Genomic DNA, 21,281 nt, shown 5'->3' on the forward strand with positions numbered 1-21,281 from the left:
GCTCATGCCTCGAGGGTGACCCGGGTCGCCCCGGTGGGTCGCGCGGCGGTGCGACGGCGGAAGTCGGCCCGCAGCTCGTCGTCGAGGGCGACGTCGAGCGCGGTCCAGGCGAGCGCCACGGCACCGTCGACGACCGCGTCGTCGGCCGCGGGGCTGACGGCGGCCACGGTGAAGTCCGGGTTGTGCGGTACGCCCTGCTCACCGAGGAACGCGATCATGGGGTGGATGCTGGGGACGACCTGCGACACGTTGCCCATGTCGGTGGAGCCGCCGCCGAGCGAGGGGGCGCCCTCGACGGTGCGGCCCCGGTCGGTGAGGTTGCGGTCCCACAGCGCGGCGAGCGTCTCGTCGGGGTTCATCGGCGCGTAGGCGTGCTCGGTGGGCGCCCAGTCCCAGGTGCAGCCGGTCGCGACGGCGGCGCCCTCGAAGCAGGCGAGGACGCGCTTCTTCATGTCGCGCCAGACGTCGAGCTCATAGGCGCGGATCTCGACCTGCACGGTGGCGCGGTCGGGAATGATGTTGGTGGCCTCGCCGCCGTGCGACACGAAGGCGTTGAGGTTGGTGTCGGTGGGCAGGTGCTGGCGGAGCAGGCCGATCGCGGTGAGGGCGAGGGTCGCGGCGGCGCCGGCGTTGATGCCCTGTTGCGGGGAGGCCGCGGCGTGCGCGGTGCGACCGCCGAAGGTCACCTCGAAGCGGTCGACGGCGGTGGAGCGGAACGCGTTCGCGGGGCGGTCCTCGCCGGTCATGCCGTGGACCATCATCGAGAGGTCGACGTCCTCCCAGGCGCCCTCGACGAGCAGGGAGACCTTGCCGCCGCCGTGCTCCTCGGCGGGTGTGCCGAGCAGCTTGACGCGCAGGCCCGCCGCGTCGGCCACCGGGGCGAGTGCGAGCGCGGCCCCGACGCCCGCCGCCGCGATCACGTTGTGACCGCAGGCGTGGCCGATGCCGGGCAGCGCGTCGTACTCCGCGCAGATGGCCACGGTGAGGTCGCCGGTCCCGTAGACGGCCTCGATCGCCGTCTCCACACCGTACGCGCCGACGTGGACGGCGAAGCCCGCGTCCCGCAGGACCTCCGCGACGCGCGCGGCCGCCCGGTGCTCCTGCCAGGAGAGCTCGGGGTCGGCGTGCAGGGCGTGGCTCAGGGCGAGGAGCTGGGAGCGGCGGCGGGCCACCTCGGCCTCGGCGCGGTCCTTGGTGTCCTTGGCCGCCGCGAGCGCTTCGGTGGTCCGGGAGATGGTGTTCGTCAAGGTCGGTCCTTCTCGCGTGGCTTCCGGTTGGCGTGCAGTGTGAGGTGTACGAAGAGGTCCACCGGGCGATGTGCCGATAAACTGCGCAAGTGAGTACGAGGGCGCAGGAAAATATGCTCGACCCCATCGATGAGCGCCTCATCCATGCGCTGCAGATCGAACCGCGCGCGAGCTGGACCGAGCTGGCGCCGGTCGTCGGCGTGGACGCGGCGACGCTCGGCCGCAGGTGGAACCGGCTGCGCGACGAGGGCATCGTCTGGGTCACCGGTTTCCGGCCGCGCCGCCAGCTCGCGATGATCGAGATCGAGTGCGCGCCCGACCAGATCGACGCGACGGCCCGCGAGCTGGAGCAGGACCGATCCGTGTGGGTCCTCGACTTCTGCTCGGGCGCGCGGGACCTGCTCGCGATCGTCTCCTTCGACGACCTCTCGGCCCTCTCCGAGTACGCGCTGCGGCGGCTCGGCGAGAAGGAGGGGCTGCGCGGCATGCGCACCCACCCCGTCAACGAGATCCTGGTCGACGCCGCCGACTGGCGGCTGCGCGCGCTCACCCCCGAGGAGGCGGCGCGGGTACGTCCGCCGCGGGGGCCGCGCGCGCGTGCGGCGCGGCTGGTGGCCGACGATCTGCGGGAGGCGATCGAGGCCGAGGTGTGGCGGGACGGGCGGGTCGCGGTCACGGCGATCGCCGAGCGGCACGGGTTCTCCCCGCAGCGGGTCGCGGACGCGCTGGCGACGCTGCGGCGCGGCGGCGAGCTGCTGTTCCGCACCGACCTTGCGCGCGAGGTGTCGGGCTGGCCGGTCTACACGTGGTACTTCGTCGAGGCGTCGGCGCGCACGATCGAGACGGTGCGCACCGCGCTCGGGACGGTGCCGGAGGTGCGGCTCGCGTTCACCTCGCCGAGCCGCTACAACCTGATCCTCGCGGTGTGGCTGCGCCGGCTCGCCGATGTGAACCGCTTCGAGATGGCCCTCGGCGCGGCCCTGCCGGACTCCCGCATCGCCGACCGGTCCGTGGTGCTCAGCATGCGCAAGCACATGGCGCAGATCATCGGGCCGGACACGCGGTCGCGGGGGTACTCCGGGGACGTGTGACGGGATCAGCCGGTGCGGGAGTGGCGCGGGAGAGTCAGGGCCGCGAGGGCGCTCAGCAGGGCGCCGGCCGCCACCAGCAGCGCGGTGACGAAGACCGCGTGGGCCGACGCCGGGGCGCTCTGGTCGCCGGCGGAGGCCAGGTAGACGGTGCCGTAGACGGCGACGCCGAGGACCTGGGCGATCTGGGCGGTGGTGGTCATGACGCCGCTCGCGTCCGCGGCGTCGGCGGGCTGGACGCGGGCGAGCGCCACGGTGAGCAGCGGGCTGGTGACGTAGCCCATGCCGATGCCGACGACCAGATGCAGGACGGGCAGGGCGATGCCGCCGTCGTCGCCGGGGCGCATGGCGAGGCCGATGCCGAGATACCCGGCTCCCGCGACCGCGCACGCGGCGGCGATCATCGTGCGGCGGAACCGCTCGGGCACCTTCTGCCAGGTCAGGCTCCCGGCCGCGACCCCGAGGGCGAGCGGCGCGAAGGTCAGTCCGGTGCGGGTCGCGGAGGCGCCGAGCCCGGACTGCAGGTGCTGGGAGAAGGAGAAGAGGAAGCCCGCATAGCCGGCCATGGCGAAGAAGTTGGCCCCGGCCCCGGACACGAGGCCGGGCGTACGGAGAACCCGGGCGGGCAGCAGTGGGGCGCCACCGCGCCGGGCGACCACCCGCTCGACGAGGGCGAACAGGCCGAACGCGGGCACGGCGAGGGCGAGCGAGACCTGCGCCCACAGCGGCCATCCGCGCTCGTGGCCGAGGACCAGCGGCACGACCAGCAGGAGCAGCGCGGCGGTGAGGGTGATCAGGCCGGGCAGGTCCAGGCTCTTGGCGTGCTCCGGCCTGCCCTTGGGGAGCAGGCGCGGCGCGGCGAGCAGGAGGGCGGCGCCGATCGGCACGTTGACGAGGAACACCGGGCGCCATCCCGCGCCGAACAGGTCCGCGCTGACCAGGAGGCCGCCGGCGACCTGCCCGACCACCACGCCCAGGCCGATGACCGCCGCGTACAGGCTGAGCGCGCGGGCGCGGGCAGGGCCCTGGAACCGGAGCTGGATCAGGCTGTAGATCTGCGGCATGAGCAGGGCCGCTCCGACGCCCTGGACGACGCGGGCGCCGATGAGGACGCCGGCGCCGGGGGCGAGGCCGCAGACGAGTGAGGCGGCGGTGAAGGTGACGAGGCCGGTGAGGAAAAGGGTGCGGAAGCCGTGGCGGGCGCCGAGCCGGGCGCCGGTGACGAGGAGGGCGGCGTAGGCGACGGTGTAGCCGGAGACGATCAGTTGCAGGGCCGATCCGGTGGTGCCGAGGTCGGTGCGGATCACGGGGGTGGCGACGTTGACGACGGTCGAGTCGAGCAGGGCCATGAAGACGGCGCCCAGCATGACGGCCAGCATGCGGCGGTCGCGCGGTGTGCCCGAGTCGGTGTCAGATGCCTTCGGGTGTACGGGAGAGGGGCCCGGGCCGACCTGAAGTGCGGCTGGGGCGGCGGGAGTCGGTGTGGTGTGGGTCCGGCGCATGAGGGCGATGCTCGTGGCGCGCCGGTCCGGGGACCAGGCGTCCGGTGATCCTGGTACCCGGGGTATCTGGATACGGGCGGGCACGTCCCGCAGACTGGGGCCGTGACCTCGACAGATCCCCGTTCCGCGCCCGGCCCCGGCCCCGACACCGGCGGCGAGGCACGGCGGCGCTCCGAGCTCGGCGCCTTCCTGAGGCGGCGCAGGGAGCGCGTCGGGCCGGCCGAGGTGGGCCTGCCCGAGGGGACACGCCGTCGCACACCCGGGCTGCGCCGGGAGGAGGTCGCTCACCTCTCGGGCATCGGGGTGGCCTGGTACACGTGGCTGGAGCAGGGGCGGCGGATCAACCCGAGCGTCCAGGTGCTCGACGCGATCGCGAGGACGCTGAAGCTCGACCGGACCGAGCGGGACCACCTGTACCGGCTCGCGGGCGTCCCGAGCGTGCCGCTCGACGCGCCCGCGACGGCACCGGGTCCGCCCGAGCATCAGGCCGTCCTCGACGCGCTGACCCCGCTGCCGGCGACCCTCGTGACCGCCCGCTACGACGTGCTGGCGTACAACGAGGCGTACGCGGCGCTCGATCCGGGGCTGACGCTGCTGCCGCCCGGGGACCGCAACGTGCTGTGGCACCTGTTCACGTCGGAGGAGAGATTGCAGCCGCTCGTCGAGTGGGAGCGTGAAGTCTCCTTCATGGTGGCCCAGTTGAGGGCCGAGTTCGGCTACCGGATGCGGGACGCCGAGTGGACGGGATTCGTGCGGCGGCTGTCGGAGGCGAGTCCGCGCTTCGCCGAGATGTGGGCCCGGCACGAGGTCGCCTCCCCGACGGCCCGGGTCAAGTCGTTCTGGACCGTCGACGGGGACCGGCTCGGCCTGCGGGCGACCGGGTTCGCGGCGACCGCCGACCCCGCCACCAGGATGTGGGTCTACACGCCCGAGGACGCGGACACCGAACGGCTGCTCGGTGAACTCGTCGGCCGCCTCCGGGAGTCGGGCCCCGCGGCGCTGCTGGAGCGGGGCGCTCGTTCCGGTGGCGGCCGACGGAGCGTGTCCGGTTGAGCTACTTGCCGGTGCCGGCCAGGTGGGCCGCCCACGGGTAGTAGACGTAGTCGAACGCCGCCGGAGCCCCGGTGATCCTGCTGCCGAGCCAGACGTCGTTCGTCAGCTGGATGCCGGAGAACATCGGGGCCGTCTCGTCGTGCAGCTTCTTCTCCATCGTGACGACCAGTGCGGCGCGGGCGCTGTCGTCCTTCTCGGCGACCGCCTTCGCGTAGAGGTCGTCGATGCCGCTGTACCCGGACTGGTTGAAGGAGCCGCCGGAGACCGCGGTGATGCCGAGCCAGTCGAGCGGGTTCGGGATGTTCGGCCAGAACTGCGTGTACAGCAGGTCGGTGTTCCCGCGCGTCGCCGGGTCGTAGAGGTAATTCGAGTAGCCGGTCGCGGGGACGACGTCGAGCTTGAACCTGAGGCCGATCTTGTCGGCCGCGTCCTTGATGCCGACGCCGAGCTGCTGGGTCTCCGCCTGCTGCGGCACGACGAGGCGGATCTGCTTCTTCTTCACGTCGGCGGGAACGCCGGCGAGCAGCTTCTTGGCCTCGTCGATCTTCGGGGTGCCGTCGGTCTTCACCGAGTCGCCGTACGTGCCGAGTTCGGACCTGGCGAAGCCGTAGGCGGCCTCGACGGTCTGGAGCGAGGCCGGGGTGCCCTCGCCGCCGTAGACCTGCTTGCCGATGCCCTTCCAGTCGATGGCCATCTGGAGCGCCTTGCGCACGTCGGCGTTGCCCATCGCGCCCTTGGTGTTCGCGACGACGAGCGTGACGGCCAGCGGCGCGGGGCCCGAGTAGAGCTTGCCGGCGGAGGAGGCGCGCAGCTGGGACAGGCCGGCCATCGGCGGCCCGTACGTGCCGTCGATCTGGCCCGAGAGCAGGCCGGAGGTGATCGCGGAGTCGTCGGTCAGGAAGGTGAAGTCGATGGTCTTGACCTTGAGCGGCAGTTTCTTGTTCCAGTAGCCGTCGTAGCGGCTCGCGGTGATCGACTGCCCGCGGGTCCACTGGGCGAACTGGTAGGGGCCGGTGCACATGAGGCCGACGCCCGGGGTGCCGACCTTCTTGCCGTGCTGCTCGTAGAACTTCTTCTGGACGACGACGCCGGCGTAGCTGGCGAGTTCGTCGTTGAAGAGGTAGTCGGGCTGCTTGAGCTTCACGGTCACCTCGGCGGCGCCGGTCTTCTCGATCGAGGCGACGTTGCGGTACAGGTAGCCGTAGAAGCTCGCCTTGTCCGTCATGTTGTGGTTCATGCTCCACGCGACGTCGTCGGCGGTCATCGGCGAGCCGTCCCAGAAGGTGACGCCGTCGCGCAGTTTGTAGACCCAGGTCTTCGGGTCGGGGTGGGTGAACGAGTCCGCCAGGTTGGGCTTGATCTTGTAGTCGGGCGTCTGCGCGAGCAAGGTCTCGCACATGTTCGAGTTGATCATGTTGGGCGTGTAGTCGGCCGACTGGAACGGGTCGACGGTCTGCGGCTCGCCCTGGAAGACGTTCCAGGTGATCTTGTCGACCGTGCCCTGGCCGGCCGGCGTGAACGTCGTCAGCACGTCGGCGGCCTTGGTTGCTCCGCCGTCGGAGGCTCCGCCACCGGAGCCGGAGCAGCCGGCGAGGAGCAGGCCGGTGGTGGCGACGACGGCGAGCGCCGACAGTCGTCTGCGCGAGTGGGGTGCGTACATGGAACGACTCCTGGTCAGTGGCGGGCGGTGAGGGCTTCGGGGTCCCAGCCGCTGTGCGGGACGCTGTCGCGCAGCAGGCGGGTGTAGGGGTCCTGCGGGTGGTCGAGGACGTCGGCTGTCGGGCCCTGCTCGACGACGGCGCCGTTCCGCATGACGATCGTGTCGTCGGTCACCTGGCGGATGACGGCGAGGTCGTGGCTGATGAACAGGTAGCTCACGCCACGTTTGCGTCGGATGTCCGTGAGGAGGTTGAGGATCTGGGCCTGGATCGAGACGTCCAGGGCGGAGACGGCCTCGTCGAGGATGAGGACGTCGGGGTCGGCGGCGAGCGCGCGGGCGATGGCGACGCGCTGGCGCTGGCCGCCGGAGAGCGAGCGCGGCAGCGCGGCGAGCTGCCGGTCGTCGAGTCCCACGAGTTCGGCGAGTTCGCTCACCCGCTCCCGGGTCCCGTCCCGCCCGAGGCGGGTGTGCACGCCGACGACCTCGGCGAGGCAGTCGCCGACGCGCTGGCGGCGGTCGAGCGAGGTGTACGGATCCTGGAAGACGATCTGGATGTCCCGGCCCCGCTCCCGGCGGCTGCGGGCGGAGCGGGGCGGGTGGGTGCGGTCCTCGCCGCGGAAGGTGATGCGTCCGCCGGAGGGCCGCTCCAGGCCGATGACCATGCGGGCCGTGGTCGTCTTGCCCGAGCCGGACTCACCGACGATGCCGAGGGATCCGCCGGCGGCGAGGGTGAAGCTGACGTCGGCGACGGCGGTGGCCTCGGCCCGGCCCCGGCCGAAGGTCTTGGTCAGGTGCTCGACCACGAGCAGCGGTTCGGTCATCGCGGGGACTCCTCGTTCGTGGCGGCGCCGACGGGCGCCTCCTGCACCAGCTGACCGCGCAGGCCCGGCATGCGGACGCAGCGGGTCTGGGCCGCGTCGATGCGCAGCAGGGGCGGCACCCCGGCCCGGCACTCGTCCTGGGCGAAGTGGCAGCGCGGGGCGAACGCGCAGCCGTCCGGGGCCTCGTAGGCGGTGGTGGGGTGGCCGGCGATCGCGGGCAGCCGCTCGACGCGCCGGCCGATCTCGGGCCGGGCCTGCACCAGCGCGGCGGTGTAGGGGTGGAGCGGGTCCTCGTGCAGCTTCTCGGACCTCTGGCGCTCCATGACCTGGCCCGCGTAGAGCACGATGGTCTCGTCGCAGACGGCGCCGGCGAGCTCCAGGTCGTGCGTGATGAAGAGCATCGCCATGCCGTACTCGCGCTGCATGCGCCGCAGGATCGAGACGACCTCGGCCTGGGTGGTGACGTCGAGCGCGGTCGTCGGCTCGTCGGCGAGGACGAGCCGGGGGCGTGCGGCGACGGCGGCGGCGATCATGACGCGTTGCAGCAGGCCGCCGGAGAGCTCGTGCGGGAACTGCCGCAGCCGGCGCTCCGGGTCCCCGATGCCGACCTCGGCGAGGAGTTCCCGGGCGCGCTTGAGGGCGGCGGCCTTCGGCATGCGGTCGTTGATGCGCATGGCCTCGGTGAGGAAGTCGCCGATGGTGCGGACCGGGTTGGTGTAGGCCCGCGCGTCCTGGAAGATCATCGCGACGTCCTTGGCCCGGTAGGACCGCAGGGCCTCGGCGCGCAGGCCGAACACCTCGGCGCCGTCGAAGCGGACGCCGCCCCGGACCCGGGCGCCTTCGGGGAGCAGGCGCGCGATGGTGCGCACCGTCATGGACTTGCCGGAGCCGGACTCGCCGACGAGGCCGAGGGTGCTTCCGCGGTCGAGGGAGAAGGAGACGTCGCGCAGCACGGTGCGGGGCTCGCCCGCGACCGGCAACTCGACGGTGAGGTCCTCGACTTCGAGCAGTGCGTTCACGAGCGTGCCTCCCAGCGCTCCGTGAGCCGGTCGCCGAGCATGTTGACGGCGCCGACGGTGACGACGATGAGCGCGCTGGCGAACAGCGCTTCCTGCGGGTGCTGTTGCAGCACTCCGGACATGCCGGAGCCGACCATCGCGCCCCAGTCCGAGGTGGGCGGCTGCACCCCGAGGCCGATGAAGGAGAGCCCCGCGAGGTCCATGAGGGCGAAGCCGAAGGCGAGGGTGGCGTTGGCGACGATCAGGCCGCCCACGTTGGGCAGGATGTGCCCGAGCGCGATCCGCAGCCCGTGCACGCCCTGGACCTGGAGCGCCGCGATGTAGGGCAGGTTGCGTTCGCGCAGCGCCGCGCTCCGTACGATCCGCGCGATGTACGGGACGTAGGCGACGGACAGGGCGACGACGGCGGCCGGGAGTCCGGAGCCGAAGAGGGCGGTCGCGAGGATGGCGAGCAGCAGTCCGGGGAAGGCGAACACGGCGTCGACGACCCGCACCACCACCTGGTCGAACCAGCCGCCGAACCACACGGCCGCGAGGGCGAGGACCGTGCCGAGCAGCGTCGAGATCAGCACGACGAGGAACGGTCCGATCAGCGCGGTCCGGGAACCGTGGACGAGGCGGGAGAGGATGTCGCGTCCGCTCGCGTCGGTGCCGAGCAGGTGTGCGCCGCTGGAGCTCTGGTAGGCGCCGGACAGGTCGACGGCGTTCGGGGCGTGCGGCGAGAGGAGCGGGGCGAGGAGCGCGCCGCACACGACGACGCCGAGGAGGGCGGCCGCGATCCGGCCGGACGCTCCGATCCCGCCCGTGCGGCGGGCCAGGCGCCGTTCGGCCCGGCGGGCTCCGATGCGGCGTACCGCCGCTGTTGCGCTCATGAGTCCTTCTTCCCGATCGACACGCGCGGGTCGAGCAGTGTGTAGGCGATGTCGATGAGGGTGTTCAGCACGATGAAGGCGGCGACGTACATCAGGCAGATCGCCTGGACGACGGGGAAGTCCTTCTGCTGGACCGAGCTGACGAGGAACTGGCCGAGCCCGCCGAGCTGGAAGACCTGTTCCACGACGACGCTTCCGGCGATCAGGCCCGCGATGGTGAGTCCGGCGACGGTGAGCACGGGCATCGCGGCGTTGCGCATCACGTGCCGGCGGACGACGGCGCCGCGCGGCAGTCCGCGGCTGATCGCCGTCTGCACGTGGTCGGCGGACAGTTCGGCGCGGACCGCGGTCTGGGCGAGCCGGGCGACGAACGCGACGGACGCGAGCGCGAGGGCGAACGACGGAAGCACCATGTGGTAGACGGCGTCGAGGCCCGAGGTGCCCGACCCGAACACCGGGAACCACTCCAGCTGGACGGCGAACACGACGATCAGCACGACCGCTCCGACGAAGGTCGGCACCGCCATGACGCCCGTCGCGGCGGCCATGGCCGACCGGGACACCCAGCCGGGCCTGAGGCCGGCCAGGGTGCCGATCGCCAGACCGAGGACGAGGACGATCGCCGCGGCCATCAGGACGAGCAGGGTGGTCGCCGAGGCACGGCCGCCGACCAGGGAGGACACGGGCTGGTTGTAGATGATCGAGGTGCCGAAGTCGCCGTGCGCCACCCCGCCCAGCCACCTCAGGTACTGCTCCCCGACGGAGTCGTCGAGGTGGTACTCGGCCTTGATCGCCGTGATGGCCTCGGGGCTCATGGTGCGGCCGTGCGTGAGGTAGGTGAGCGGGCTGCCCGGTGCGGCGTAGAGGGCGCCGAAGACGACCAGGCTCGCGATGAGCAGGGTCGCCAGCAGACCGGCGACGCGCAGGGCGACGAATCGCGCGATCGCCCCGCCGGGCCGCTTCTTCGCCTTCACCTGCCCGGAGGGCAGGGGGGCCGACATGATCGCGTCACTCATCGGTTCACCTCCGGCTGTACGTGATGGACGGCGCGGCCACCGACGACCGTGCGCAGCACCCGGGTGTCGAGGAGTTCCTCGATCGGCCGGGCGAAGATGTCCCGGTCGAGCACGATGAAGTCGGCGTAGAGCCCCTCGGCGAGCCGACCGTGCAGGTGCTCGGAGCGGCTGGCCCAGGCGGCGTCCCGGGTGGCGTGCACGATCGCGTCGGCGAGCGGCAGCGCGTAGTGGGCGAGGTTGGCGGGCAGCGACGGGTCGAGGGCCGAGCGCCGGGTCGCCGCGATGAACATGTTGGGCAGCGGCGCGTGCGGAGAGGTCGGGGAGTCGGTGCCGAGCACGAGGGTGGCGCCGGCCTCGGTCATCTCGGGCCAGGGGAAGCCGCGTTCGACGCGTTCGTCACCGAGCACGCGCCGCCAGTTCTCCTGGATGGCCGGGTCGGCGTGCACGGGCTGCATGCTCGCGGTGATGCCGAGGGCGGCGAGGCGCTCGATGTCGGCGGCGTCGACGACCTCAAGGTGTTCGATGCGGTGGCGGCGCTGCTTGGGGCCGTTGACGGCGACGGCGTGTTCGACGGCGCCGATCGCGACGCGGGTCGCCGCGTCGCCGATGGCGTGCATCGCGACCTGGAGTCCGGCGGCGTCGGCGGCGGCCACGACGGGGGCGAGTTCGGCGAGGCTCCAGACGGGGTCGGCGTTCGTGCCGTCCACGTAGGGCTTGCCGAGGGAGGCGGTGCAGCCGTCGACGGTGCCGTCGACCATGACCTTGATGCCGGTCACGCGCAGGAACGGGGTGGCGTGCTGGTCGGCGAGTTCGGCGGCGCGGGCGACCTGGGCGAGGTTGCGGGCCTCGTCGCCGGTGGGCTGGACGCGCCAGAACGCGCCGATGCGCGTGGTCAGGGTGCCCGCCGCGTCGGCCCGGCGCATCGCCGCGTGGTCGTCCTCGCCGAGGGCCATCTCGGTCGAGCCGACGACCCCGGACTGGGCGTAGGCCGCGAGGGCGACCGCCAGGGCCTCGTCGCGGTCGGCGTCGGTGGTGAAGCCGTCGAGCACGGGCCACACGAGGTGGTGCATCGCGGTCTCGTCGACCAGGCCGGTGGCCGCTCCGTGCTCGTCGCGGTGGACGGTGCCGCCGGGCGGTGCGGTCGTGCCGGCGTCGATGCCGGTCTCGGCGAGGGCCGCCGTGTTCAGCCAGATGGAGTGGAAGTCGTAGGCCTGTGCGTACACGGGCCGGTCGGCGACGACGGCGTCGAGCAGGGACCGGTCGGGGTGGCCGCCGGGTATGTCGGCGTGCTTCCAGCCGGTGGCGAGGACGCGGGGCGCGTCGGGGTGGTCCTTCGCCCAGGTCGCGATGCGGCGCTGGATCTCCTCGACGGAGTTCGCGCCCCAGAGGTCGACCTGGGCGGCGGCCTCGCCGGTGCCGACGACGTGCGCGTGGCCGTCGACGAAGCCGGGGAGCACGGTCGAGCCGCCGAGGTCGTGGACCCGGGCGCCGGGTCCGGCCACGCGGGCCGCGGTGGCCTCGTCGCCGACGTAGGCGAGCCGGTCGCCCACCACGACGAGTGCCTTGGCCCAGGCGCGCCGGTCGGCGGTGAAGACGCGGGCGTCGCGGTAGAGGTGGACGGCCTCGGTGGCCGTGTCGAGGCGGTCGCTGTCGTTGGTCATCGGTTCCTCAGAACTGGTCGAGACCCTCGCGGGCCACGGTGTCGGGGCTGCCCGCCCGGTGGTGGAGGGCGAAGCCGGGAAGGTCGAGGGAGGCGGTGAGGAGGGTGCTCCACTGCTCGTGGTCCGGCCGGGAGCGGTCGGCGCGGACGCACACCACCGCGTCGGCGCCGTCGCCGCCGCAGAAGGCGGCCGCGCGGGCGGGCGCGGGGCGGCCGGTCATGGCGGCGCGCACGGCGCGGGCGTGCTCGTACCGCTCGACGGACACGGACTCCGGGATGCTGGCGTCGCCGTCGGCGAGCCCGGCGTCGAGGAAGTGGTTGGTGTGGAGGAGCCAGCCGTCCGCCCCGGGCCGCACCACGGCGGTCCCGGCGGGCGACATCTCCAGGGACGCCGCTTCGGACCGCCCGTCCCGGTGGCTCACGACGGTCAGCACGGTGGACGCGCTCAGGCGCGCGGAGGCGGCGACGGCGTGGGCCTCCTCCACCGTCGTGGCCTCTTCGAGGACGCGGCGGGCCACGGCGTGGACGGGTACGCCGCCGGAGGCGTCGTCGGACCGGTGCCGGAGGATGTTGAAGTGCAGGCCGAGGCCGGCGTCGTTCACGCCGATCTTCGCGGCGGCGCCGAACTCGGTGAACAGCTTCACCCGGCGTCCGGACCCGGTCACGAGCGACAGCAGGAGGCCGTCCGGGGTCAGCCCGTCGTGCCAGTCCCATGTCTGGATCGTCTCGGGCGGTCCACCGCCGGGCGGGGCATGCACGGCGGTCGTGCACTCGCCCTTGCCCGGGGACGCCGCGGCGAGCACCTCGGTCCGCGCGCCGATCGCGGCCACCCGCCAGGCCTCGACGCCCGACGCCTCGGCCAGGGCGTCGGACTCCTCGGCGAGGGCCGGGCACCAGGCGCGCAGGGCGTCGTGGCTGCGCGCGACGATGGCGCGGACGGTCGGTTCCGGGATGCCGAGCAGGGTGAAATGAGCCAGGTAGCGGGCGCTGACGTCCCGGACCCGGTCCCCGTGCCGCGCACCGATCTCGCGCCCCCGGTCACGGGGGTCGGCGGTGGTCGTGCGGAATGTGTGCAGCTTCATCGTGTCGCTCTTCGACCTTTGCTTGTGAGGCCAGTCACAGTGAGAAGTGGGCGACACGCTAAGTGGGTAAAACGTTTAATACAACGGTGTTGCTCATGTCGCTTTCCGGCCACTTCAGGAGCGGGAGAGCGCGGAACCGGGAGGCCGCCGTGGCTCGATCGAAGGGCGTCACCATCCGTGACGTGGCCCAGCGCGCGGGGGTGTCCGTCGCCGCCGTCTCGATGGCGCTGAACGGCACGGGGACGCTGAGCGCGGCGACGCGGCTGCGCGTACGGGCCGTCGCCGAGGAGATGGACTACGAGGCGGACGCCCTCGCGCGCGGACTGCGCCGTTCGTCGGTCGGCGCGATCGGGCTCGTCATGCGCTCACTGGACGCGCTGGGCGAGTACGCGCCGCGCGGCGTCGACGTGTTCACGCGCTACATCGGCGCCGTCTCGGCGCAGGCGATGGACCGCGGGCTCAGCGTCATGCTCGTACCGGACCTGACGAAGCGTCCGACCCCGCCGATGGCCCTGTCGCTCGACGGGTACATCGTGACGATGCCTCACCTGGACGACCCGGTGGTGGCGTTGCTCGAACGGCGCGGGATCCCGTACGTGACCCTGGGCCGCGACCCGGGCCGCCCGGACTTCACCGACTGGGCCACCGAGGACGACGGCGCGAGCTTCCGCCGGATCTACGAGCACTTCGCCGCGGCCGGCGCCCGGTCGATCGTCCTGCTGCGCGGCACCGACCCGAACGCGTGGAACATCGACAGCGAGGCGACGTACCGCGACTGGTGCGGGCGGACCGGGATCACGCCCCGCGTCTACATGTCGGCCGAGCGCGCGGGCGAGCAGGGAGGCGAGCGCGTGGCGCACACGATCGTGGACGACGGGGTGCCCGACGCGATCCTGTGCCACACGGGCCGTCAGGCGGCGGGCGTCCTCGCGGGCCTCACCGCGCGCGGCGTCGCCGTGCCCGACCGCACCCTGCTCGCCGCGGCGTCCGACTCGGAGCACACCCGGCACAGCCGCCCGGCCATCTCTGCGGTCGAACTCCACGCGGACGAGACGACGTTGGCTCTGCTCGACCTGCTCCAGGCGAGGATCGCGGGTGAGCCTAGCGCGGGTCCGGTGCTGACGACGGTGCGTTTCCGGGTGCGGGCCTCGTCACGGCGCACCCCCACGCAGGCCTGAACCGGCCGCCGGGGCGGCGCTCAGCCGACCTGGTCGAGCAGATGAGGCCCGTTGTTGCGGACGTTGTTCACGGCCATCGACACGGGACGGGCGTCCAGCCGGCCGCCTCCCGGCTGCGTGAGCAGGGCGCGCAGGTCGTCGGTGTCCTGGTGGTGAGGGTCGAGCCAGGTGTCGTAGTGGTCGGGGGTGAGGGCCAGGGGCATGCGGGGGTGGACGCGGCCGGCCTCGTCGGTGGCCTCGGTGGTGATGATCGTGCAGGTCGTCAGCCAGGCATCGGGATCGTCGTCGTCCTTCACGTCCGGGTCGCGCCAGAACTCGTAGAGTCCCGCCATCGCCATGACCTGGTCGTCGGCGGGGTGGATGAAGTACGGCTGCTTGCGGACCTTGCCGGTCGCCTCGTCCTTGACGGGGTCCCATTCGTAGAAGCCGTCGGCGGGCAGCAGGCAGCGGCGCTTGGCGAACGCACGCCGGTAGGCGGGCTTCTCGTGCACGGTCTCCACCCGCGCGTTGATCATCCGCGCCCCCGCCTTGGGGTCCTTCGCCCAGGAGGGCACCAGGCCCCAGCGCAGGGCGCGCAGTTCGCGGCGCACCCGGTCGGTGTCGTCGCGGGCGGGGCGTTCCAGGACGGCGTACACGGGGTCGGTCGGGGCGACGTTCCAGCTCGGTGCCAGCTCCTCCTCGGGGCGCCATTCGGTCACGTCGAAGAGCCCGGCGAGGTCCTTCGGATTACGGGTCGATGCGTAGCGGCCGCACATACCGCCACTGTGCCACTCCGGCGGGCCCGCGGCGCGGGATCCGGGCCGCACGCCCCGGAGAGCCCCCGTCAGTCCCCCGCGTCGTCGTACGTGTCCCGGGCGGCCCGCACCTCGTCCATGTGCTCCTCGGCCCAGCCCTTGATCGCGCACATGACGGGCAGCAACGAGCGCCCCAGCGCGGTCAGTTCGTACTCGACACGGACCGGGACGGCCGGGATCACCGTGCGCGTCACGAGGCCGTCGCGCTCCAGGTGGCGCAGCGTCTGCGTGAGCATCTTCTGGCTGACGCTCGCCAGTCGGCGCTGCAGGTCGCTGTAGCGCAGGGGCCCGTCGGCGAGCGCGTTGACGGCGAGGCTGACCCACTTGTCGGCGATGCGGTCCAGGAGCTGCCGGGCGGGGCACTCGGCGAGGTAGGCGTCGTAGGCGGCGCTCTCCTCGGCCCGGCGGTGGGCGGCGGTGCGCGTGGGCATGGCTCTCCTTCCGGTGCCGTACGCACCTTGAAGTGCGTACTTCCTGGGGGAGAGTAGCGGTCCCTACGGTGTGCTGCATGAACAGTGAAGCGCGGATGCGGGCCGTGGTGGCCCACGGGTACGGCGGTGTCGAGGTGCTCCGGGCGGTGACGGTCCCCGTGCCGGAGCCGGGCCCCGGGCAGGTGCGGATCCGGGTCGAGGCGGCGACCGTTAACCCGGTCGACCTGGTCACCCGCTCCGGCGCGCTGGTCGAGGCCGGACTGATGACGGCCCGCGCCCGCACCGGTATCGGGTGGGACGTCGCGGGTGTGGTCGACGGGGTCGGCGCGGGCGTGACGGCGTTCGTGCCCGGGCAGCGGGTGATCGGGCTGCGCGATCTGCTCGACGTGTCGCTGGGCGCCTACGCGGGGCATCTGGTCCTGGACGCCGTCGCGGTCGCGCCCGCTCCGCCCGGTGTCGACGCCGTGGCCGCGGCGACGCTGCCGCTGAACGGCCTCACCGCGCTCCAGGCGCTGGACCTGCTCGGCCTCTCGGCGGGCGACACCCTGCTGGTGACGGGGGCCGCCGGGGCGGTCGGTGGCTTCGCCGTCGAGATCGCGGCGCGGCTGGGACTTCGGGTCGTCGCCCAGGCGGGCGCCGCCGACGCGGAGTTCGTCCGCGGGATCGGCGCCGAGTGGACCGTCGACCGCAACGCCGAGGACCTCGCGGCCGAGGTGCGGCGCCTGGTGCCGGGCGGCGCCGACGCGGCGCTCGACACGGCGGGCTCCGGCATCCGCGCTCTGGCCGCCGTCCGCACCGGGGGCGCCCACGTCACGGTGGTCGGGGGTGCGGCGCCCGTGCCCCTGCGCGGGATCCGGGTCCACCAGCACTGGATCCGGGCCGACGGTGCCGCGCTGGCCGAACTGGCCGCTCTGAAGCTGACGTTGCGGGTCGCCGACGTCCTGCCGCTCGCGCGCGCGGCCGAGGCGCACCTCCGGGTCGCCGAGGGCGGGCTGCGCGGGCGGCTGGTCCTGGTGCCGGATCCCGGGGCGGTCTGAGGCCTCGTACGGGAACTCCCCCGCCCGGGGCGGTATGAGGCCTCGTACGACGGGAACTCCCCCGCCCGCTACGCCCGCAAGGTCTCGGACGGGGACTCCCCGAACTGTGTGCGGTACGCGAGCGAGAAGCGGCCCGGGTGCAGGAAGCCCCACCGGGACGCGACGGCCGTGACGGTCGTCGCGCCCGGATCGGCGGTCAGGAGTTCCTTGCGGACACGGTCCAGGCGGACCATGCGCAGGTATGCGAGCGGGGTCGTGCCGAGGTGCCGGCGGAAGCCTTCCTGGAGGGCGCGTACGCCGACGCCCACGCATTCCGCGATCTCGGCGACCGTGAGCGGCTCGGCGGCGTGCCCCTCGATGACGTCCATGGCACGGCGGACCGCGGGCGGGGCGACACGCGGCTGCTCGCCGAGCAGTGCGGGTGTGTAGTTGCTGGGCTGGGCCATCAACAGCTGGGTCATGAGCAGGGATTCGAGCTGCTGCGCCACGACGGGCCGGTTCGTCATGCCGTCGGGCCGCTCCGCCTCGCGCCGTAGGAGATCGACGACGTTGAGCCAGGAGCGGGAGTCCGCCGCGGCGAGGTCCATGCCGAGCGAGAAGCGGATCGGGCGGCGCACGGCGCGGCCGAGCAGACTGCCCAGGTGCGATTCCAGCGATGCCCGGTCGAACCACACGATCAGCTGCGGATTGCCCGCACCCCAGCGCATGTCCAGCTTTCCGGCCGGAGACGGGACAGAAGCGAGTTCCGGGGAGGAAACGATCTCTTCGCGACCGCAAGTGATCTTGGCGTGGCCGGCGAGCGGTATCTGGACGAGGAAGAAGCTCTCCAGGTCACCGGGCGTGATCCGGACCTCCGTGCCGTAGTCGAGGTAGTACAGGCCCGTCCGGTCGAGGGGCGCGGCGTGCAGGCGGGCGTCGAGCGTCGCCGAGCGCTGCGTGATGTGGAGTTCGTGCGGGCAGAAGGCGCGGCCGACCTCGGCCCGCGCCTCCCATAGGTCCGCTGTGTGGAACCGTTGGCGGTTCGCCAGGGGCAGTGCTTCACCTTGCATGCGGACCTCCACCGCCGAGCTGCGCGATCAGGACAGTGATCCGCGCGATCCGGATAGCAAAGATGATCTTTGCATACCAGGATTGACCCCCGGCCGCCGCGGCCCCGAGAAGCGACCAGGGATTCGACGACGCAGGGAGTGCCGGGCACCGCACGGCACACCGTCCCTCACGCACGAACCGATCCCCGGAGTTCCCCATGCGCAAGATCACCATCGTCGGAGCCGGCCAGGCCGGTCTTCAGCTCGGCATCGGCCTGCTCGCCCACGGCTACGAGGTCACCCTCGTGTCGAACCGCACCGGAGACCAGATCCGCGAGGGCCGGGTCATGTCCAGCCAGGCCATGTTCGGCACCGCGCTGGCCCACGAGCGCAGCCTCGGCCTGGACTTCTGGGGCGACGCCTGCCCGCCGATCGCCGGGCTCGGCGTGAACATCGCCGACGGCCAGGGCGGTCGCGCGCTCGCCTTCGACGCACGCCTCGACGCCACCGCCCGCTCGGTCGACCAGCGCGTCAAGATGCCGATCTGGATGGGCGAGTTCGCGCGCCGCGGCGGGCGTCTGGTCATCCACGAGGCGGGCGTCGAGGACCTGGAGCGGTACGCCGCCGAGTCCGACCTCGTGGTCGTCGCGGCCGGCAAGGGCGACATCGCGGGCCTGTTCGAGCGGGACGCCGAGCGCTCCCCGTACGACGCGCCGCAGCGCGCGCTGGCCCTGGCGTACGTCACCGGCATGACGCCGCTGCCGCACCGCACCGGCGTCAGCTTCAACGTCGTTCCTGGCGTGGGCGAGTACTTCACCATGCCGAGCCTCACCACCAGTGGCCCCTGCGACATCATGTTCTTCGAGGGTGTCCCCGGCGGCCCGCTCGACCGCTTCGACGGGCTCACCCCCGACGAGCAGCTGGCGACGTTCCAGGAGCTGCTGCGGGCGTACGTCCCGTGGGAGGCCGAGCGCTGCACCGACATCGCGCTCACCGACCAGAACGGCACCCTCGCGGGCCGCTTCGCGCCGACCGTGCGGAGGCCCGTCGCCACGCTGCCCTCGGGCGCGCGGGTGCTCGGCCTCGCCGATGTCGTCGTCCTCAACGACCCGATCACCGGCCAGGGTTCCAACAACGCGTCGAAGTGCGCCGCCGCGTACCTCGCCGCGATCCTCGACCACGGCGATCGCCCGTACGACGCCGCGTTCATGGAGCTCGCCTTCGGCCGCTTCTGGGACAACGCGCAGTCCGCCACGGCGTGGACCAACGCGATGCTGGGCGCCCCGCCGCAGCACGTCCTGGAGCTCTTCGGCGCGGCGAGCGCGAACCAGCGGATCGCCGCCCGCTTCGTGAACGGCTTCGACGACCCGCGCGACTTCTTCCACTGGTTCATGGACCCGGCGGCCGCGAAGAACTACCTGGCCGAGGTCACCGCCTGAGACACCCTCGGGAACAGCAGGCCGGCGGCACACAGGTGAGAGACGAGAGCAGGACAGCAGGACCATGAGAAGGATCGCGGTGATCGGCGCCGGGCAGGCGGGTGCCCAACTCGCCCTGGGACTCCAGGCGCACGGCTACGACGTCACCCTGGTCACCGACCGCGGCCCCGACGAGATACGTCGCGGCCCGGTCATGTCCAGCCAGTGCATGTTCGACACCGCGCTCCAGAGCGAGCGCGAACTCGGCCTGCACCACTGGGAGGACCAGGCTCCGGACATCACCGGCATCGCGCTCTCTCTCGTCGGCCCGCACGGCACCCCGGAGGTCTCCTGGCGGGCACCCCTGGAGGGGCCCGCCCACTCCGTGGACCAGCGGGTCAAGTGTGCCGCCTGGATCGAGCAGTTCGCGAAGGGCGGCCGCGGCGAGATCGTCCTGCACGAGGCGGGCGTCGCCGACCTCGAGTGGTACGCCCGCACGCACGATCTCGTCGTGGTCTCCACCGGCAAGGCCGAACTGAGCCACCTCTTCCCGCGCGACGCCGAGCTGTCCCCGTACGACCGGCCGCGCCGCGCGGCGGCTCTGACGTACGTCACGGGGACGGCGCCGCGCGAGGAGGCCGAGGGCGAGGCCAGCGTCCACTACCGCATGGTCCCCGGCGTCGGCGAGTACTTCTCCTTCCCCGCCCTCACCACCACCGGGCCCTGCGAGATCATGGTCTTCGAGGGCGTCCCCGGCGGCCCGATGGACTGCTGGGACGACATCGTCACCCCCGAGGCCCACCTCGCCCGCTCGCTGGAGATCCTCCACCGGTTCTTCCCCGACGAGTACGAGCGCTGCCGGCACGCCCGGCTCACCGACAGCGGCGGCGTGCTGCGCGGCCGGATCACCCCGACCGTGCGGCACCCCGTCGCCCGCCTAGCCTCCGGCCGGCACGTCCTCGGCATGGCCGACGCCGTCGTCCTCAACGACCCGATCACCGGACAGGGTTCGAACAACGCGGCCCAGGCCGCGGCCCACTACCTCGACAGCATCCTGCGCCACGGCGCCGCCGAGTTCACCCCGCAGTGGATGCAGCGCACCTTCGACACCTTCTGGCGCGGCTGGGCGCAATGGGCCGTCGGCTGGACCAACTCCCTGCTGACCGACCTGCGCCCGCACCACCGCGAACTCCTCTTCGCGGCGGCCGAGATCCCCTCGGTCGCCGCCGCCCTCGCCGCGGGTTTCGACGACCCGCGCACGCTCTACCGCTGGTGGTTCGAGGAGGCCGAGGCGCACCGTTTCCTCGCCGAGAAGCGCGACCGGCACGCCGCCCGCTTCGACGGCCGCGAACTGCGCCGCGCGCTGGGCCAGTACGCGACCGGGGTGACGGTGGTGACGGCCCGCGCGCCCGACGGCCGGGCCGTCGGCATGACGGCGAACTCCTTCACCTCGGTCTCCCTGGACCCGCCCCTCGTCCTGTGGTGCCCCGGCAAGAACGCCCCGAGCCTCCCGGACTTCACCGACGCCTCGCACTTCGCCGTGCACGTCCTGGCCGCCGACCAGCACCACCTCTCCCGCCAGTTCGCCACCCCGGCCGAGGACAAGTTCCACGGCATCCCCACCACCGCGGGCATCGCCGGCACTCCCCTGCTGGACGGCGCCGTCGCCCGCTTCCAGTGCCGCACCGTCCAGCGCGTCGACGCCGGCGACCACGTCATCTTCCTCGGCGAGGTGGAGCAGTACGAGTCCGGCGGCGGCGCCCCCCTGGTGTTCCACTCGGGGTACTACCACGTGGCGACGAAGCACCCGGATCTGTGAACAGGCCCCTTCGGGGCGAGCGCCGGGTCGGTCACCGGGCGGCGTACGCTCCGGGCATGACCGTTTTCGACGCAGTAGAGATCGACCGCCTCCTGGGCGGTCCCGCCGAGCTGTCCCAGTACGCGGGACAGGCCGTCCTCATCGTGAACGTCGCGTCCAAGTGCGGCCTCACCCCGCAGTACACCGCCCTGGAGCAGCTCCAGGAGCGGTACGCGGAGCGCGGCTTCACCGTGCTCGGCGTGCCGTGCAACCAGTTCATGGGGCAGGAGCCGGGCACCGCCGACGAGATCGCGGAGTTCTGTTCCGCGACGTACGGCGTGACGTTCCCGATGACGGAGAAGGTCGACGTCAACGGCCCCGAGCGGCACGCCCTGTACGCGCGGCTCACCGACACCGCGGACGCCGAGGGCCACAGCGGGGACATCCGCTGGAACTTCGAGAAGTTCCTGGTCGGGCGCTCCGGTGAGGTCGTCGCGCGGTTCTCGCCGCAGACGCTGCCGGACGCGCCGGAGGTCGTGACCGCGATCGAGAAGGAACTCGCGGCCGGCTGACGGAC

The 21,281-nt window shown here is 72.7% G+C and carries 19 protein-coding genes; 7 read left to right on the plus strand and 12 right to left on the minus strand.

Annotated elements, in window-relative coordinates:
• Positions 1-2 precede the first annotated feature (2 nt).
• On the minus strand, positions 3-1,247 hold the full coding sequence (locus tag ACZ4E1_RS24965; protein ID WP_467542732.1) for an amidohydrolase: 1,245 nt from the start codon (positions 1,245-1,247) through the stop codon (positions 3-5).
• A gap of 113 nt (positions 1,248-1,360) precedes the next feature.
• On the opposite strand from ACZ4E1_RS24965, the gene ACZ4E1_RS24970 reads away from it, so the two are divergent.
• The gene (locus tag ACZ4E1_RS24970; RefSeq protein ID WP_467542734.1) at positions 1,361-2,338 is read left to right on the plus strand and encodes an Lrp/AsnC family transcriptional regulator; all 978 of its coding nucleotides are present in this window, start codon (positions 1,361-1,363) and stop codon (positions 2,336-2,338) included.
• A gap of 5 nt (positions 2,339-2,343) precedes the next feature.
• Here the strand turns inward: ACZ4E1_RS24970 and ACZ4E1_RS24975 are convergent, their stop codons facing one another.
• Positions 2,344-3,702: an MFS transporter gene (locus tag ACZ4E1_RS24975; protein WP_467542736.1), complete on the minus strand. Its 1,359-nt coding sequence runs from the start codon at positions 3,700-3,702 to the stop codon at positions 2,344-2,346.
• Positions 3,703-3,939: 237 nt separating this feature from the next.
• Here ACZ4E1_RS24975 and ACZ4E1_RS24980 point away from each other — a divergent pair, with 237 nt between their 5' ends.
• A complete protein-coding gene (locus tag ACZ4E1_RS24980) occupies positions 3,940-4,890 on the plus strand; it encodes a helix-turn-helix transcriptional regulator (RefSeq protein WP_467542739.1) in 951 nt (316 codons plus the stop codon).
• A gap of 1 nt (position 4,891) precedes the next feature.
• Here ACZ4E1_RS24980 and ACZ4E1_RS24985 read toward each other — a convergent pair whose 3' ends face one another.
• Genes ACZ4E1_RS24985 through ACZ4E1_RS25015 form a run of 7 tightly spaced genes read right to left on the minus strand, consistent with a single transcriptional unit; the run spans position 4,892 to position 13,020 of the window.
• Entirely contained in the window at positions 4,892-6,550 is a 1,659-nt protein-coding gene (locus ACZ4E1_RS24985) for an ABC transporter substrate-binding protein (RefSeq protein WP_467542742.1), read from the minus strand.
• Between the two features lie 14 nt (positions 6,551-6,564).
• Positions 6,565-7,371 carry an ABC transporter ATP-binding protein gene (locus ACZ4E1_RS24990; protein ID WP_467542746.1) on the minus strand — a complete coding sequence of 269 codons (807 nt, stop codon included), beginning with the start codon at positions 7,369-7,371 and terminating at the stop codon, positions 6,565-6,567.
• A complete protein-coding gene (locus ACZ4E1_RS24995) occupies positions 7,368-8,390 on the minus strand; it encodes an ABC transporter ATP-binding protein (protein ID WP_467542748.1) in 1,023 nt (340 codons plus the stop codon). The genes ACZ4E1_RS24990 and ACZ4E1_RS24995 overlap by 4 nt, the downstream gene beginning before the upstream one ends.
• Positions 8,387-9,262 (minus strand): ABC transporter permease, encoded by an 876-nt coding sequence (locus ACZ4E1_RS25000; protein ID WP_467542751.1) that lies wholly within the window; start codon positions 9,260-9,262, stop codon positions 8,387-8,389. The genes ACZ4E1_RS24995 and ACZ4E1_RS25000 overlap by 4 nt, the downstream gene beginning before the upstream one ends.
• Complete coding sequence (locus ACZ4E1_RS25005; protein WP_467542753.1) at positions 9,259-10,278, minus strand: ABC transporter permease; 1,020 nt, start codon at positions 10,276-10,278, stop codon at positions 9,259-9,261. Before ACZ4E1_RS25005 ends, ACZ4E1_RS25000 begins: the two co-directional genes overlap by 4 nt.
• Positions 10,275-11,939: an amidohydrolase gene (locus tag ACZ4E1_RS25010; protein WP_467542756.1), complete on the minus strand. Its 1,665-nt coding sequence runs from the start codon at positions 11,937-11,939 to the stop codon at positions 10,275-10,277. Before ACZ4E1_RS25010 ends, ACZ4E1_RS25005 begins: the two co-directional genes overlap by 4 nt.
• 7 nt (positions 11,940-11,946) lie before the next feature.
• Positions 11,947-13,020 carry a C45 family autoproteolytic acyltransferase/hydolase gene (locus ACZ4E1_RS25015; protein WP_467542758.1) on the minus strand — a complete coding sequence of 358 codons (1,074 nt, stop codon included), beginning with the start codon at positions 13,018-13,020 and terminating at the stop codon, positions 11,947-11,949.
• A 149-nt stretch (positions 13,021-13,169) separates the two neighbouring features.
• Here ACZ4E1_RS25015 and ACZ4E1_RS25020 point away from each other — a divergent pair, with 149 nt between their 5' ends.
• Entirely contained in the window at positions 13,170-14,198 is a 1,029-nt protein-coding gene (locus tag ACZ4E1_RS25020) for a LacI family DNA-binding transcriptional regulator (RefSeq protein WP_467542761.1), read from the plus strand.
• 20 nt (positions 14,199-14,218) lie between these two features.
• Here ACZ4E1_RS25020 and ACZ4E1_RS25025 read toward each other — a convergent pair whose 3' ends face one another.
• Both ACZ4E1_RS25025 and ACZ4E1_RS25030 read right to left on the minus strand, forming a co-directional pair.
• Positions 14,219-14,953, minus strand: coding sequence for an SOS response-associated peptidase (locus tag ACZ4E1_RS25025; RefSeq protein ID WP_467542763.1), 735 nt, complete (start codon positions 14,951-14,953; stop codon positions 14,219-14,221).
• A gap of 68 nt (positions 14,954-15,021) precedes the next feature.
• Positions 15,022-15,423, minus strand: coding sequence for a winged helix-turn-helix transcriptional regulator (locus ACZ4E1_RS25030; protein WP_467542765.1), 402 nt, complete (start codon positions 15,421-15,423; stop codon positions 15,022-15,024).
• 77 nt (positions 15,424-15,500) lie between these two features.
• Between ACZ4E1_RS25030 and ACZ4E1_RS25035 the strand changes: the two genes are divergently transcribed.
• Positions 15,501-16,460, plus strand: a complete 960-nt coding sequence (locus ACZ4E1_RS25035; RefSeq protein WP_467542767.1) for an NADP-dependent oxidoreductase — start codon at positions 15,501-15,503, stop codon at positions 16,458-16,460.
• 68 nt (positions 16,461-16,528) lie between these two features.
• Here ACZ4E1_RS25035 and ACZ4E1_RS25040 read toward each other — a convergent pair whose 3' ends face one another.
• Positions 16,529-17,509, minus strand: a complete 981-nt coding sequence (locus ACZ4E1_RS25040; RefSeq protein ID WP_467542770.1) for an AraC family transcriptional regulator — start codon at positions 17,507-17,509, stop codon at positions 16,529-16,531.
• A 197-nt stretch (positions 17,510-17,706) separates the two neighbouring features.
• Here ACZ4E1_RS25040 and ACZ4E1_RS25045 point away from each other — a divergent pair, with 197 nt between their 5' ends.
• The 3 genes from ACZ4E1_RS25045 to ACZ4E1_RS25055 all read left to right on the plus strand — a co-directional run bounded on the left by ACZ4E1_RS25045 (position 17,707) and on the right by ACZ4E1_RS25055 (position 21,276).
• Positions 17,707-18,927 carry a styrene monooxygenase/indole monooxygenase family protein gene (locus ACZ4E1_RS25045; RefSeq protein ID WP_467542773.1) on the plus strand — a complete coding sequence of 407 codons (1,221 nt, stop codon included), beginning with the start codon at positions 17,707-17,709 and terminating at the stop codon, positions 18,925-18,927.
• A gap of 64 nt (positions 18,928-18,991) precedes the next feature.
• Positions 18,992-20,725: a flavin reductase gene (locus ACZ4E1_RS25050; protein WP_467542776.1), complete on the plus strand. Its 1,734-nt coding sequence runs from the start codon at positions 18,992-18,994 to the stop codon at positions 20,723-20,725.
• 56 nt (positions 20,726-20,781) lie between these two features.
• On the plus strand, positions 20,782-21,276 hold the full coding sequence (locus tag ACZ4E1_RS25055) for a glutathione peroxidase (RefSeq protein ID WP_467542779.1): 495 nt from the start codon (positions 20,782-20,784) through the stop codon (positions 21,274-21,276).
• Positions 21,277-21,281 lie beyond the last annotated feature (5 nt).

It is taken from the genome of Streptomyces sp. NPDC025806 (assembly GCF_055558275.1).